This window comes from Actinoplanes sp. NPDC000266, from assembly GCF_042899005.1.
Classification (GTDB): domain Bacteria; phylum Actinomycetota; class Actinomycetes; order Mycobacteriales; family Micromonosporaceae; genus Actinoplanes.
In genome coordinates this window covers 1031493-1045836 of the sequence record NZ_JBIAZI010000003.1, presented here as the reverse complement: position 1 = coordinate 1045836, position 14344 = coordinate 1031493, and the positions used below count along the sequence as shown (strand labels likewise).

The window sequence follows — 14344 nt, the reverse complement described above, 5'->3', positions numbered from 1 at the left end:
CCGTCTCACGACGCCTGCCTCCTGGAGAAGCGGATGTAGAGCAGGCCGAAGAACAGGGCCATGACGATCAGCAGGTTGCCGACCGCGGCGCCGGGGCCGAACTCGGGCAGCATGCTGCCGAAGGAGAGCTGGTACGACCAGGTCGCGAAGGTGGTCGAGGAGCCGGCCGGCCCGCCCTTGGTCATGATCCAGATCAGGTCGAAGACCTTGAGCGTGTAGACCAGCCCGAGCAGCAGGGTGATGGCCGAGACCGGCCGCAGCAGCGGGAAGGTGACCCGCCGGAAACGCTGCCAGCCGGTCGCGCCGTCGATCGAGGCCGCCTCGTGCACCTCGGACGGGATGGCCTGCAGGCCGCTGTAGAGGATGACCAGGTTGAACGGGATGCCGATCCAGATGTTGGCGATGATCACGCTGACCAGCGACCAGTCCGGCGAGGTGAGCCAGTTGACGGGGCTGCTCAGGAACGAATTGACGACGCCGGAGTCGCTGTTGAGCATCCACGACCAGGTCGAGGCGCTGACGATCAAAGGCAGCAGCCAGGGTACGAGGAACAGGGCACGCAGCGTCGCGGACAGCCGGAAATGCCGGTTGAAGAAGACGGCGAGCGCGAGCCCGGCCGCGAACTGGACCGCGATCGAGGCGACCGTGAAGACGAGGGTGTGCAGCAGCGCCGGCCCGAAGGTGGGATCGGTGAAGACGGCCCGGTAGTTGTCGATCCCGCTGAACGGCGCGTCGCCGCGCACGAAGGAGCGCACGTTGTAGTCGCGCAGGCTCAGGTCGAGGTTGCGGTAGAGCGGATAGGCGTAGAACGCGGCCAGATAGATCACGACCGGGGCCAGGAACGCCCACGCCGTCCAGTGGCCGCGGCCCCGCCGGACCCGGGTCGTGCTCCGGGTCCGGGCGAGCGTGGAGGCGTGCGTGGTCACTTGGCCGCCGTGGCGGCCGCGGTCTGCGCGCCGGCCATCGCCTGCTGCGGCGTCTTCGAGCCGCTCAGCGCGGCCTGGAAGGCCTCCCACATCGGCTGGGAGATCTTCGGATAGCGGGTGCCCAGGTCGTCGCTGGTGCGGCCCTTGGCCGCCTGGACCGCCTCGACCCACACTTTCAGCTCGGGGTTCTCGGAGACCTGTTTCTGCTGTACGGCTTCGGTGGCCGCGATGTACGAAAGCGTCGTGTCCGTCGTGTACGCGTTGTCGGCGCTGGTCAGACAGGCGACGAGCTTCTCGGTGGTGGCGTAGCGGGCGGTCTCGTCCTGCACCGGGGCGGTCACGAACTCGCCGCCGGTGGGCGCGGGCGCGGTGCCGCCGCCCTGCGCCGGGATCGCGATGATCCCGTACTCGAAACCGGTCTTCTTGGCATTGGCCAGCTGCCAGGTGCCGTTCTCGCTGAACGCGAAGTCGCCGGCCGCGAACTCCTGCCAGCTGGTGGTCTGCGTGTTGTTGAGCACCGAGTTCGGCGCGTAACCCTTCTTGAGCCAGTCGGTCCAGAGGGTGAGCGCGGCGACGCCCTGCGCCGAGTCGAGCTGGGTCAGGTTGGCGCCGGAGCCCCAGAACCAGGGCAGGAACTGGAAGCTGCCCTCCTCGGTGCCGATCGCGGAGAAGGTGATGCCCTTCTTGCCGGACGCCTTGACCTTCTCCAGGGCCGCGGTCAGCGAGGCCCAGTCCTTGACGCTCGCCGGGTCGACCTCGGCCGCGTCGAGAACCTTCTTGTTGTAGTAGAGCGCCAGGGTATTGGCGCCGATCGGCACGCCGTACGTCTTGCCGCCGGTCTGCCCGGCGGCCAGCAGGTTGGGCGAGACGGCGGCAGTGTCGATCTTGACTTCGTCCGTCGTGGTGAGAACGCCGGCCTCGGCCAGGGTGGAGACCACCGGGTTGTCGACGATCAGCACGTCGGGGGAATTGCCCTGCTGCGCGGCGAGCAGCGCCTTGTTGGTCAGGTCGGTGGTGTCGTATCCGGTGCGCTCGACGGTCACACCGGCGTCGGTGCCGCACTTGGTCAGCAGCTTCACCCAGTCCGAGCCGTTGTCGAACTGCGGATAGGGGTCCCAGACGGTGTATTTGCCGCCGGCTTGCGTCTCCGTGCCGGTGTCGGAGGTCGACGAGCAGCCGGCTATGAGGCAGACGGTCATGGCCAGGACGGCGGTGGCGCGCCGTCGTGAAGGGGCGGTCATGAGCACTCCAGGAAACTCAAGGAAATCGATTGCCTCGAAGCTAGGGAGCGACTTGCCTCGATGTCAAGGGCAAGTTACGGTGCTGGAGGAAACCGGGGAGGAACCACTGAGCATCACCGAACGCGCCGTCACGATCAGTCAGGTCGCCGCCCTGGCCGGCGTCTCCACCGGCACGGCGTCCAAGGCGCTCAACGGCCGCGGCGCGCTGCGTCCGGAGACGCGGCTGCGCGTCCAGCAGGCGGCCGAGCAGCTCGGCTTCGTCGCCAACGCGGCCGCGCGGAGCCTGCAGACAGGGCGCACCTACACGGTCGGGATGATCACCACCGACAGCATCGGCCGGTTCAGCATCCCGCTGCTCATCGGCGCCGAGGACGCGCTGGGCGCGGGCCAGATGTCGGTGTTCCTGTGCGACGCCCGCGACGACGCCATCCGGGAGCAGTACTACCTGCGGACGCTGCTCAGCCGCAAGGTCGACGGGATCATAGTGACCGGCCGCCGGACCCAGTCCCGGGCGCCGATCGGCGTCGGCCTGCCGGTGCCGGTGGTGTACGCGTTCATCAGCTCGGCCGACCCGGAGGACTGCTCGGTCGTCCCCGACGAGGCCGACGGCGCGAGCCGCGCCGTGCGCCACCTGCTCGCGATCGGGCGGCGCCGCATAGCCCACGTCACCGGCCCCGAGCACCACCACTCGGCGACGGTGCGGGCCCGGGCGACGGCGGAGACGCTCGCCGCGGAAGGGCTCGAGCTGGCGACACCGGTGTTGTACGGCGAGTGGAGCGAGGCCTGGGGCCGCCAGGCCGCGGGCATGCTGCTGTCCTCGGGCGCCGGCGTCGACGCGGTGTTCTGCGGCAGCGACCAGATCGCGCGGGGCCTGGCCGAGGCGCTGCGCGAGGCCGGCAAGGCGATTCCGGGCGACGTGGCCCTGGTCGGCTTCGACAACTGGGACGTCATGGTCGACGGCAGCCGGCCCGCACTGACCAGCGTGGACATGGACCTGGAGGGCATCGGCCGCACGGCCGCCGAGCTGCTGCTCTCGGCCATCAACGGCGAGCCGGCACACGGCCGGCACGCCCGCCCGTGCCGCCTGGTGCCGCGCGCGTCGACCGCCATTTCTTAGAAACGTGAAGGTCGCAACGGAGATAAATTCGAGCCGCATTTCCGGGCGCGGTCACGGAATGGAAGACATGAATCGAATTTCTCTGGGCGTCATCGTCGCCGCCGGGGCGCTGTTGCTCGGTGCAGGACTTTTCGTCCACGGCACGGACACGAACTCATCGCCGGCGGCCGAGCCCCGGCACCACCCGGTTCGGCCGTCGCGATCATTTTCTCCGGGAAAGGCGTCGGAAACGCTCAGCATGAGCTGTCGCATTCCGCGGAAAGTGAAGATCGGCCAAACCGTTCTCATGAATTACGTCATCACGTCGTCGATGCGGGGCTGGATCGGTTTCGGGGCGGGCCTTCGAGCGCCCGGTGGAAAGGGCGACGTCCGGGCCGAGTTGTACGCGGACGACACGGGCGAGCAGCCCACCACCGTGGCCGACGCCCACTGCGGGGCGGTGACGGTCGGCGTGTGAGGCGGTGCGCTCTCAGCGCCGGCACAGGGCGGTGGGCCGACGATGCGGGACATGACGACGCTGTCGCACCGTCCCGCCGCGCTGCTCGTCGCGGTGTCCCGGCCCTGGTTCTGGCCGGTCTCGTGGGTGCCGGCCTATCTCGGCACCGTCCTGGCCGGCCATGCCTGGCTGCCGGACCGGGCCGACGCCGGGCGGGCCGTGGTGGCGCTGCTCATCCTCGGGCCGCTGGTCTGGGCCGCCGTTCTGGCCCAGAACGACCTGGAGGATCTGCGCAGCGACCGGGCCAACCCGCGCAAGGCCACCGCGCCCCTGGTGACCGGCGCCGTGTCGGCCCGGAGGCTGCGCACCTGGTACCGCGCGGCCGCGCTGGCGTCGGTCGGCGCCGCCTTCGTCGTCGGTCCGCTGTTCGTGCTCGGGGTGGGCGGTGTGCTGCTGCTGGGATGGGCGTACAGCGTGCCGCCGCTGCGGCTGAAGACCCGGCCGGGCTGGGACGTCGCGGTCAACGCGCTGGTGGTCGGTCTCGTGTCGCCGGTGGCCGGCTGGTCGATCACCCGCGATCCGTGGCTCTTCCCGTGGCCGGTCGCCGTGATCGGCGTGTTGTTCGCGGCCGCCCTGTACGTGCCGACCACGGCGACCGACCTGGCCGCCGACACGGAGGCCGGCGACACCACCTTCGCGGTGCGGTTCGGCGCGCCCTTTGCCTACCGCCTCGGGATCGCGCTGTGGGGCGCGGCGCTGGCGATCTCGCTCGTCTGCGCCGCGCTCGGCCTGGTGGTGCCCCGCTCCACGCTGACGGCTCAGCTGGTCATGGCGCCGGTGCTGCTGATGGCGTACGCCGCCCTGACCCGCCGCCCCACGATCACCAAGCTCGCCGTCGTCTCGGTGTTGTTCGGCATCCCGACGGCGGGTTTCGCGCTGGCCTACATCGCCACTGGCTGAGGCCGTATACGCGGCGTTTACACTAGGCTGGTGGAGGAGGATTACGAGTTCGGCGACGACAGCTACACCGCGCTGGGCGCAGCCGGGGTGGCCTGGCAGGACGCGGTGTTCGTGCTGCGCCAGAGCCGTCCCGTGGTGCGCAGGCACATCGGGGCGGTGCTGAACATCGCGGGCCGTGACCGGCAAGGGCGCTGGCTGGCCGTAGCGTTGGTCGAGACCGCTCCACAGCGTGCCGACCAGTACGCCGTCGCCGGGGCGCGCTATCTCGACGCCGTCGAGGTGGCCGCCATCGAGCGGATGCTGAAGGGATAGCCATGATTGACAACAGCGACGTCCGGGCCGCACTCGACAGCCGCGACTGGAGCGGCGCCGAGGTCGTCACCGACCGGCCCCGAGCGAAGATCGTGCACTCCGTCCGTCTTCCCGCCGAATGGTCCGAGGCCCTCGAGGCCGAGGCCGACCGGCGCGGAACCACCCCGTCCCGGCTCATGCAGGACTACATCCTGGCCGGCCTCCAGCAGGACTCGGCGGCCCCCGAGGGAACGGTCACGATCAGCCGGGCCGCCCTGCACCGGGCCATCGACGCCGCCCTGACCAGCGCCGCCTGACCTCAGCTCAGGCCCGCGAGCGGCGCAGCAGCCAGACGAAGTAGGGGGCGCCGATCAGGGCCATCATCAGGCCGGCCGGGATCTGTGAGGGGGCGATGAGGGTACGGCCGAGGGTGTCGGCCGCGCAGACCAGCAGGGCGCCCAGCAGCATGGCGACCGGGATGACGCGGGTGTGCCGGACGCCGGCCAGGCCGCGGGCCATGTGCGGGGCGACCAGGCCGACGAAGCCGACCACGCCGATCGCGATGACCGACACCGCCGCCGCGACGGCCGCGATCGAGAGCAGGATCAGGCGTACCCGGTCGCGGCGGACGCCGACTATGCGCGGGGTGTCCTCGTCCAGGGCCAGCAGGTCGAGCTCGCGGCGCATGCTCAGGACGGCCGGGGTCGCCAGGAGCAGCACCACCGCCACCGGCAGCACGTCGTCGAAGGTCCGGCCGTATGTCGTTCCCGAGAGCCAGGTCAGGATGCGCGGCGTGTCCCACGGGTCGGCCCTCAGCAGCAGGAACGTGCTGACGTCGCTGAGCGCGTAGCCGCAGCCGATGCCGATCAGCAGGAAACGGTCGGGGCGCAGACCGCCGCGCCAGGCCAGCACGGCGATCAGCGCGAACGCGGCCAGTCCCAGCATGACCGCCATGACGACCAGGGCGGGGCGGCCGCCGGACAGGCCCGACGTCACCACGATCACCGCGCCCAGGCCGGCGCCGGCCGTGATGCCGAGCACGCCCGGCTCGGCCAGCGGGTTGCGAACGGTGCCCTGCACCACGGTTCCGGCCAGGGCGAGCGCCGCGCCGGCGACGACGGCCGCCGCGACCCGGGGGGCCCGGTCGTCCAGGGCCAGGCCGATCAGGTCCGGTGCGCCTCCTTCAAGCCAAAGGACGATGTCTCCTGTACGCAGCCACAGGCTGCCCGCGAGCAGACCGGTCAGCACCGCCGCGACGAGCAGGACGGCCGCGGCCACCAGGACCGTGACGAAGCGGCGGCGGGTGCGGATCGCGACGCGCGCGCCCGGCGCCTCCCTGGTCGCGCCGGTGTCGCGCAGCCGGAGGGCCAGGATCACGATGACCACGGCCCCGAGCAGCGAGGTCGGGATGCCGGTCGGGATCGAGGCGGCCGCCTGCGGTCCCATCACCGCCCGGAGCACGCAGTCGGCCAGCAGGACGAGGAGCGCCCCGGTCAGCCCGCAGGCCGGGATCAGGAAGGCGTGCCGGCCGAGGGCGCCGAAACGCTTGGCGGCCAGGCGTACGGCGACGGGCGCGGCCAGGCCGACGAAGGCGAGCGGGCCCGCCAGCGTCACCGAGATGCTGGTCAGCAGGACGGCGCAGAGCACGGCCAGCACCCGGGTCGAGCGGACCGGCACGCCCAGCGAGGTGGCCGCGTCGTCGCCGAGGCCGAGCACGTCGAGCCGCCGGGCCAGCAGCAGGGCGATGGCCAGCACGATCACGATGACCGGGGCCGCCCGTTCGGCGGCGTCGAGGTTCAACTGGGCCAGGGAGCCACTTCCCCAGGCGTACAACCCGGTCGTGCTCTCCTTGAAGAGGATCAGGAGCATGGCCGTGGCCGCGTCGAGGGCCATCGCGACGGCCGAGCCGGCCAGGATCAGCCTGGTCGAGGCGATCCCGGACGCGCTGCCGGCGAGGCCGAGCACGACGGCGGCGGCCAGCAGCCCACCGCCGAAGGCCACGGCGCCCGAGGCCCACAGCGGCACGGCCAGGCCGAAGGCGGCGACCGCGCACAGCGCGAAGTAGGAACCCGCGGTGACGGCCAGGGTGTCCGGGGCGGCCAGCGCGTTGCGGGTGACCGACTGGAGCAGCGCCCCGGCCGAGCCGAGCGCCACCCCGACCGCGACGCCGGCCAGCACCCGCGGCAGGCGGGACCCGGTCAGCACGTCGGTGATCGGCACCCCGCCGACATCCTCGCGCGCTCCGAACAGGTAGCGCAGCAGATCGGCGAAGCCGACCCCGGAGGTGCCCTGGGTGATGTGCCAGAGCCCGGTGACCACGACCGCGGCGAGCAGGACGGCCAGCACGGCCGCCCCGCCCGCGACGCGGGCCTTCACTCCTTCGTCAGGATCTTGACGTACGCGTCGATCGCCTGCTCGTTCGAGAGCGGGCCGCCGGCGCCCCAGACGCCGGCCGGGAAGGCGTACGCCCGTCCCTCCTTGACGGCCGGCAGGGCGGTCCAGATCGGACTCTTGCGCAGCTCCTTGACGTAGCTGTCCGGGGTGTCGTCGTCGGAGTAGAACAGGGTCGCGCCGCCGACGGCGGTCAATCCCTCGATGTCGGTCTGCGCGAGCCCGTACGCCGGGTCGACGCCCCCGCTGCCGTACGCCGAATTGATCTTGTCGGTCCAGGCCGGCGTCAGGCCGAGCTGCTCGCCGAGCTCGGTGAACAGGGCGCCCTGGCCGTACGGGCGGATCACGAGATTGCCGCCCTCGAGCCAGCCGTCGAAGAACAGAAAGTCCTTGGCCTGTACGTCGGCGCCGGCGACCTTCGTCTTGGCGGCGGCCAGATGCTCGTCGAACTGCTTGAGCACCACATCGGCGCGCTCGGTGCGGCCGGTAGCCGTACCGATCATCGAGAAGACCTTCTTCATGTTCGCGATCTGGCCCGAGGCGTCGGCACCGACCGTCGCGAGAACGGGCACGCCGCGCTTCTCGAGCTTGGTGATGATCTCGTCGTTCGCCTTGAACGCCTCCACGACGATGAGGTCGGGCTTGGTGGCGTACAGGGCGTCGAGGTCGGGCTCGCCGCGCTCGCCGGCGTCGACGACGGTCGCGGGCAGCTTCTCCGCCTTGACGTACGTCCCGTAGCCCTTGGGGTCGGCCACCGCGACCGGGGTGAGGCACAGCGTGAGCAGGTCCTCGGTCTGCTGCCACTCGAGCACGGCGACCCGCTGGGCGGGCTTGGCCAGCTCGACCTTGCGGCCGACGCCGTCGGTCATCGACACCGGGCCGGTCGAGGTCGTCGTGGTGTCGTCGGCGCAGGTCTGCGACGTGGGGGCGGCCGAGCCGGCGGCGGACGGCTCGTCCACCTTCGTGGTGCCGCAGGCGGCGACGAGGCCGAGCAGCGCCGCGGTGGCCGCGAGGCGGTGGGGCAGATTCATGCGACGGTCTTTTCTCACGGAAGCCAAGTAAGGGTTGCCTTGCCTTACGGAGGCTAGGTGATGATCTTGGTGTCAGCAATCCCGTACTCAGGACAGCTGATACGGGATTCCGGACATCTGGCCCGGCGTCACCCGCATGACCCGGCGGAAGGCAGCGATGAACGTGCTCGGCTGCGAGTAGCCGAGCCGCTCGGACACGTCACGGACCTCGGCGCCCCCGGACAGCAGGGCCAGGGCCTCGTGGACGCGCAGGGCCTGCCGCCACTGCGCGAACGACAACCCGGTCGCCTCCCGGAACGCCCGCGTGATCGTCCGGTCGCTGATCCCCAGCTGGGCGGCCCACTCCTGAAGGCCGCGATCGTCGGCCGGGTCGTCGAGCAGCGCCTCGGCGATCGGGTCGATCCGGCTGTCGCCGGGCAGCTCCAGCGCGAAATGCCGCTCGGCCGGCTCGAGCACGTCGAACACGACGGCCTCGGTCCGGGCCCGCGCCGCGGCGTCGAGATCGCCGCGGGCCAGCCGCACGAGCAACGACTCCAGCAGCGGGGACATGGTGATCGGGGTCGGCCCCGAGAACTCGACCGGCGTCCGGCCCGGCGCGAAGAAGGCGTCGTGGAACTCGGCCCCGGCGGTCAGCCGGCCCCCGTGCGTGACCCCGGCCGGAAGCCACAGGGCGAACCCCGGCGGCACGGTGAACACCCGCCGGCCGACCCGGGAGGTCAGCGTCCCGCCCCGCACCCACACCAGCTCGTGCATCGGATGAGCGTGCGGCGACCACTCCGTCGGGACGCCCAGCACCTCGGACTCGGCCACGATGGCGAGCGGGGCCGGCTCGCCCGGCGGCACCGCCGCGGTCCGCCGGACCACGGTGCCCGGATCACGCCGCCACGTGCCCAGACTCGGATCGTCATGAACACCCGCCGCCACGCGCCCGAGCCTACGCGGGCGCCTCCCGGGCCATGCGGGGCGTGACGTGGCGCTCGCCGAAGCGGCGCAGCGATTGCAGGACCGGAACGATGTCTTCGCCGTCGGCCGTGAGCAGATATTCCTCGCGCACCGGCCGTTCCTGATATCGCCGGCGCCGCACGAGGCCGGCGCCCTCCAGCTTGCGCAGGCGCTGGGTGAGCGTCTCGCGCGGGGCCCCGGTGTTGGTCTGTATGTCGCTGAACCGGTGCACGCCGAAGCTGAGCTCGCGCAGCACCAGCAGGCTCCAGCGGTCGCCGACCACCTGGAGGGCGTCGGCGATGGAGCAGACGCGCGGCGCCCCGAGGTTCGCCGGTTCGTTTTCGCGACTCACCCGATCACGGTAACGCGCTAGAGTCGGTCTAGAAAACGAACTGACTGACGATGGGGAGCTCCGACATGAGCAGAGTGCTGATCACCGGATCGTCCCGGGGCATCGGCCGCGGCCTGGCCGAGGAACTGACCCGGCGCGGCCACGAGGTCATCGCCACCGCGCGCGACGTCGCGGCGCTGGCCGGCGTGCCGGCGGCTCTGAGGCTGCCGCTCGACGTGACCGATCAGGCGTCGGTCGACGCCGCGGTGGCCGGCGCCGGCCGCGTCGACGTGCTGATCAGCAATGCGGGTGACACGCTGCGCGCGCCCGTGGAGACGGTTCCCCTCCCGGAGGTTCAGCGGATCTTCGAGCTCAACACGTTCGGCGCGCTGCGGGTCGCCCAGGCCGTGCTGCCCGCGATGCGCGCCCGGGGCCGCGGCCGCGTCATCTTCGTCTCCAGCGTGCAGGGGCGCCTGGTGATCCCGCTCATCGGCGCGTACGCGGCCAGCAAGTGGGCGCTGGAAGCCCTGGCCGAGACCCTGGCGGTCGAGGCGCGCCACTTCGGCGTCGCCGTCCAGCTGTTCCAGCCGGGAGCGGTCGCCTCGGGCGGAGCCGGCCGGGCCAAGGTCTATCTCGGCGACGACAACCCGTACCGCCCGCTGCTCGATGAGCTGCCGAAGTTCCGGGCCGCCCCGATCTCGGTGCGGGAGGTCGCCGTGGCGGTGGCCGAGGCGCTGGAGAACGACGACGTCCCCTTGCGGGTGCCGGTCGGCGCGGCCGCCGAGGCGCAACTCGCCGCCCGCAAGGCCGCCGCCGAGGACGTGCCCTTCGTGCCGGCCGCCATCGACTGGTGAGGCGCGGCCCGCTGTCCGTCAGATAACGGCATCCGCAATCCGCCGTCGTCAGGTGTGCACAGTGAGCGCAGAAATGGGAGTCGTGGTCGCCGCGCCGGCCCTGGTCGCCGCCGGGCTGGTGGCCGGCGCCGGCTATCTGGCCGTTCGCGGCATCGGTGTGCTGGCCGGAGCGGCCGGCGACCGTCTCGCCGAACGGCAGACCCGGGGCTGGCAGGCCGCCGACCGGATCGCCCGGGCCGTGGCCGAGCACCGGCTGCTGCACGATCAGATCGCGCGGGGACGGGCGCACTTCGGCGCCCTGATCACCCCGCCTCCCGAGCTCGGGGAGGTCCCCTCGGTGGGCGGCCGGCTCGACCGGGCCGAGCAGTGGGCGGCCCAGGTCGACGCCGCGCTCGCCGCCGCCGACCAGCGGTTCCGGGCCGAGATGGCGTCGGCCCGCACCCGCTGGGTCCTGAACGAGGTGGCGGCCGCCCTCGACCGGCTGCCCAAGCCCGCCCCCGTGCCGGGCGCTCCCCGCGTCGCCACCGCCGCGCCCGCGCCCAGCACCCGGGTCGCCGAATCGCTGCGGCGGGTCATCGGCCGGATGGACGGCGGCGTCCCACCGGACCTGGCCGAGCGGCTGCAGAAGCGGGCCGCCGACGCGCTGGCCGCCGCGTCCGAGGACACCCAGCTGCGCCTGCTCGACGACCTGCGCTACTCCGTCGACCAGGCCAACGAGAAGGTCCACCGCCGCCGGGGCGCGCTGCGCGAGCTGACCGCCCGCCTGGCCGGATATTCCGGGCCGCCGGTCGACGAGGCGCTGGCCGCGATCAGCGCCGCCGGCGCCGAGCCCGATCCGGACCTGCCCGCGCTGGCCCGCCGGGTCGAGGCCGCGGTCGCCGCCACCCTGGCCCCGATGGTCCGCGACTACACCCGGCAGGCGCTGCGCGAGTCGCTCGAGGAGATCGGCTGCACGGTCGAGGAGGACTTCGAGGTCGCCCTCGGCCGCACCGGCCTGGCCCACCTGCGGCGCGAGGGCTGGGACGACCTGGCCGTCCGGGTCCGCAGCCGGGCCGGCGACTCCAGCGCCTTCTACTTCAACATGGTGGCGCCGGCCGACGGCGAGACCGCCGGGGCCGGGGCCGTCGAACATCAGTGGTGCTCCGCGGTCGACCGGCTGCTGCCCGCGCTGGGCGAGCGCGGCCTCGAGGTCACCACCACCCACCGCAGCCAGGAGGGCGATCCCGAGGTGCAGACGGTCGATCCGCGGCGCTATCCGTTCGAACGCCGCCGCCGGGATCAGCAGCGACGGCGTGACGAGCGGCGGCACGAGCGGGAGCTGCCCCGATGAGCGACGGATATCCGGCCTGGCTGCGTGAGGTCCGCACCGCGCTGTCGATCAACTCGCAGGTCGTCCTCTACGGCAACGTCCGCGACGTCTTCCTGCTGCCGGCGCCGCACGGCTGGGAGCCGTGCGACCTGCAGACCGGGCTGCACCGGGTGCTGGCCGACGAGGGCTACCAGCATCTGGTCGTCGCCGACGCGGTCGCCGGCCTCGGCGTGCTGCCGGCCGACCCGGTCACCGCCAAAGCGGCGGCCGAGGTGGTGCAGCGCGACAACAAGCCGGCCTGGGGGCCGTGGAAGGACAAGGACGGCCCGCTCGGCCCGCTCGGCGAGGTGATCGACCGGGTGGCGGCGGCGGACGCCCGCAGCGCCGTCCTCGTCGACTTCGCCTCCCGGCTGATGCTCGACCCGGCCCACCTCGACCCCTCCGAGCACGCGTTCTTCGCCCGCTGCGACCGGCTGTCGAGGGTCGCCTATCCCAAGCCGGCGCCGGCCGATCCGCGCCCGCTGTACAACCCGGTGGTCTGGGCCGTGAACAACGAGCGCGACCTGCCGGTCTGGCTGACCGCGGGCAACGACGACGTCCGCAAGATCGCCGTGCCGCTGCCCGAGTTCGGCGTCCGCGAGACCGCCGCCCGCTGGCTGGCCAACGCGCTGGCCGGCTATCGCGAGGCGGACGAGGACGGCCGCCGCGAGCTGGAACGGCGGCTGGCCGAGCAGACCCAGGGCATGACGCTGCGCGGCATGATGGCGATCGCCCGGCTGGCGGCCCGGATGCGCACCCCGATCGGCGAGATCGACGAGGCCGTGCGCTGCTACCGGGTCGGCGTGCACGACAACCCGTGGCGCGCCTCGCATCTGCGCGAGCGCATGCGCAACGCGTCGGGCACGATCTCGTCGCGGGTCAAGGGACAGCGCGAGGCCATCCAGCGGTCGGTCGACATTCTCGTCCGGGCGGTGCTCGGCCTCTCCGGCGCGCAGGCCGGCGGCAACGCCTCCCGGCCCCGGGGCGTGCTGTTCTTCGCCGGCCCGACCGGCGTGGGCAAGACCGAGCTGGCCAAGGAGCTCACCCAGCAGATCTTCGGCGACGCCCGCGCCTACACCCGTTTCGACATGAGCGAGTTCTCGGCCGAGCACTCGGCCGACCGGCTGATCGGCGCCCCGCCCGGATATGTGGGGCACGACGCCGGTGGGGAGCTGACCAACGCCGTACGGCAGAGGCCCTTCAGTCTTCTGCTGTTCGACGAGATCGAGAAGGCGAACCCGCGGATCCTCGACAAGTTCCTGCAGATCCTCGACGACGGGCGGCTCACCGACGCCAGCGGCTCGACCGTCTACTTCTCCGAGACGGTGCTGGTCTTCACGTCCAACCTGGGCGTGACGGCCGAGGAGTACGCGATCCAGGCCGAGGCCGACCCGCTCCAGCCGCCGTTCACCCGCGAGGAGCTGGAGAAGCGGGTGCGGCACGCGGTCGAGCACCACTTCGTGAGCGTCCTGAACCGGCCCGAGCTGCTCAACCGGCTCGGCGACAACATCGTGGTGTTCAACTTCATCGACGCCGCGACCGCCGCCGAGATCTTCGACGTGCTGGTCGCGCACGTCCGGGAACGGCTGAGGGCGGAGCACGGGGTCGATCTGAGGCTTGCTGAGGACGTACGGCGTCAATTGCTCGAAGGCGCCACCCGCAACCTCGGCATGGGTGGTCGCGGCATCGGCTCGCACCTGGAGAGTGCCCTGGTCAATCCGCTCGCCCGCGAGCTGTTCCGCCGTGACGGCCCGGCCGGCGGCGAGATCACCGTCACCGGTCTGCGGCACGCCGACGGCATCTGGCAGGTGAGCCTGGCATGAGGATCAGGATCAACCGGGTCCACTATCCGGTGCTGGTGCTCGGATACGGGCGCCGGGCCGGCGTGTGGACGCAGGGCTGCGGCATCGGCTGCGCCGGCTGCGTGTCCCGCGACACCTGGGACGCCGACCCGGAGACCGAGGTCGACGTCGGCGAGGTCGCGCGGTGGTGCGCGGGCCTGCCCGGCGACGTGGACGGGGTGACGATCAGCGGCGGCGAGCCGTTCGACCAGCCCGCGGCGTTCCTCGAACTGCTCGGCGCGCTGCACGCGTGGCGGGACGGCCTGGACCGGCCCATCGACCTGCTCGCCTACAGCGGCCGCTCGCTCCCGGTGCTGCGGAACCGCTTCGCCGGGCATCTGGCATTGCTCGACGCCGTGATTCCCGGCCCGTTCGTCGAGGCCCGGGCGCCCGGCAACCGCTGGCGTGGCTCGGCCAACCAGGAGCTGGTCCCGCTGACCCCGCTCGGCCACGAACGGTACGACGCCGAGGTGGACCGGCCGGCCGGGGCGACCCGGATCCAGCTGGGCAGCGACGGCGACCGGATTTACCACATCGGCGTGCCGGCGCCCGGTGATCTGACCGCGCTCGAGGCGGCCCTGGCCCGCCGCGGGCTGGCATATGAGGAGGCTTCATGGCGGAGTTGATGTGTCCCG

At 72.2% G+C, this 14344-nt stretch carries 15 protein-coding genes; 9 read left to right on the top strand and 6 right to left on the bottom strand.

Features of this window, described 5'->3' with window-relative positions; genetic code table 11:
• Positions 1-5: 5 nt before the first annotated feature.
• On the bottom strand, positions 6-926 hold the full coding sequence (locus ACFY36_RS16295) for a carbohydrate ABC transporter permease (protein WP_499746764.1): 921 nt from the start codon (positions 924-926) through the stop codon (positions 6-8).
• On the bottom strand, positions 923-2167 hold the full coding sequence (locus ACFY36_RS16290; RefSeq protein ID WP_499746763.1) for a sugar ABC transporter substrate-binding protein: 1245 nt from the start codon (positions 2165-2167) through the stop codon (positions 923-925). Before ACFY36_RS16290 ends, ACFY36_RS16295 begins: the two co-directional genes overlap by 4 nt.
• 82 nt (positions 2168-2249) lie before the next feature.
• Here ACFY36_RS16290 and ACFY36_RS16285 point away from each other — a divergent pair, with 82 nt between their 5' ends.
• From ACFY36_RS16285 to ACFY36_RS16265, 5 genes are read left to right on the top strand one after another with little or no spacing between them, the layout of a single operon-like run.
• Positions 2250-3284, top strand: coding sequence for a LacI family DNA-binding transcriptional regulator (locus ACFY36_RS16285; RefSeq protein WP_499746813.1), 1035 nt, complete (start codon positions 2250-2252; stop codon positions 3282-3284).
• A gap of 4 nt (positions 3285-3288) precedes the next feature.
• Complete coding sequence (locus ACFY36_RS16280; protein WP_499746762.1) at positions 3289-3741, top strand: hypothetical protein; 453 nt, start codon at positions 3289-3291, stop codon at positions 3739-3741.
• Between the two features lie 51 nt (positions 3742-3792).
• Positions 3793-4680, top strand: coding sequence for a UbiA prenyltransferase family protein (locus ACFY36_RS16275; protein ID WP_499746761.1), 888 nt, complete (start codon positions 3793-3795; stop codon positions 4678-4680).
• 30 nt (positions 4681-4710) lie between these two features.
• The gene (locus ACFY36_RS16270; protein ID WP_499746760.1) at positions 4711-4992 is read left to right on the top strand and encodes a hypothetical protein; all 282 of its coding nucleotides are present in this window, start codon (positions 4711-4713) and stop codon (positions 4990-4992) included.
• A 2-nt stretch (positions 4993-4994) separates the two neighbouring features.
• Positions 4995-5288 carry a hypothetical protein gene (locus ACFY36_RS16265; protein WP_499746759.1) on the top strand — a complete coding sequence of 98 codons (294 nt, stop codon included), beginning with the start codon at positions 4995-4997 and terminating at the stop codon, positions 5286-5288.
• Positions 5289-5295: 7 nt separating this feature from the next.
• Here the strand turns inward: ACFY36_RS16265 and ACFY36_RS16260 are convergent, their stop codons facing one another.
• From ACFY36_RS16260 to ACFY36_RS16245, 4 genes are all read right to left on the bottom strand, one after another.
• A complete protein-coding gene (locus tag ACFY36_RS16260; protein ID WP_499746758.1) occupies positions 5296-7347 on the bottom strand; it encodes an iron ABC transporter permease in 2052 nt (683 codons plus the stop codon).
• Positions 7344-8393, bottom strand: coding sequence for an iron-siderophore ABC transporter substrate-binding protein (locus ACFY36_RS16255; protein ID WP_499746757.1), 1050 nt, complete (start codon positions 8391-8393; stop codon positions 7344-7346). Before ACFY36_RS16255 ends, ACFY36_RS16260 begins: the two co-directional genes overlap by 4 nt.
• 87 nt (positions 8394-8480) lie before the next feature.
• Complete coding sequence (locus ACFY36_RS16250; protein WP_499746756.1) at positions 8481-9317, bottom strand: helix-turn-helix domain-containing protein; 837 nt, start codon at positions 9315-9317, stop codon at positions 8481-8483.
• 10 nt (positions 9318-9327) lie between these two features.
• The gene (locus ACFY36_RS16245) at positions 9328-9687 is read right to left on the bottom strand and encodes a winged helix-turn-helix transcriptional regulator (protein ID WP_499746755.1); all 360 of its coding nucleotides are present in this window, start codon (positions 9685-9687) and stop codon (positions 9328-9330) included.
• A gap of 65 nt (positions 9688-9752) precedes the next feature.
• On the opposite strand from ACFY36_RS16245, the gene ACFY36_RS16240 reads away from it, so the two are divergent.
• From ACFY36_RS16240 to ACFY36_RS16225, 4 genes are all read left to right on the top strand, one after another.
• Positions 9753-10520 carry an SDR family oxidoreductase gene (locus ACFY36_RS16240; RefSeq protein ID WP_499746754.1) on the top strand — a complete coding sequence of 256 codons (768 nt, stop codon included), beginning with the start codon at positions 9753-9755 and terminating at the stop codon, positions 10518-10520.
• A 61-nt stretch (positions 10521-10581) separates the two neighbouring features.
• A complete protein-coding gene (locus tag ACFY36_RS16235; RefSeq protein ID WP_499746753.1) occupies positions 10582-11850 on the top strand; it encodes a hypothetical protein in 1269 nt (422 codons plus the stop codon).
• Positions 11847-13691 carry an AAA family ATPase gene (locus ACFY36_RS16230; RefSeq protein ID WP_499746752.1) on the top strand — a complete coding sequence of 615 codons (1845 nt, stop codon included), beginning with the start codon at positions 11847-11849 and terminating at the stop codon, positions 13689-13691. Before ACFY36_RS16235 ends, ACFY36_RS16230 begins: the two co-directional genes overlap by 4 nt.
• Positions 13688-14335 (top strand): 4Fe-4S cluster-binding domain-containing protein, encoded by a 648-nt coding sequence (locus tag ACFY36_RS16225; RefSeq protein WP_499746751.1) that lies wholly within the window; start codon positions 13688-13690, stop codon positions 14333-14335. The genes ACFY36_RS16230 and ACFY36_RS16225 overlap by 4 nt, the downstream gene beginning before the upstream one ends.
• The last annotated feature ends 9 nt before the right edge of the window (positions 14336-14344 follow it).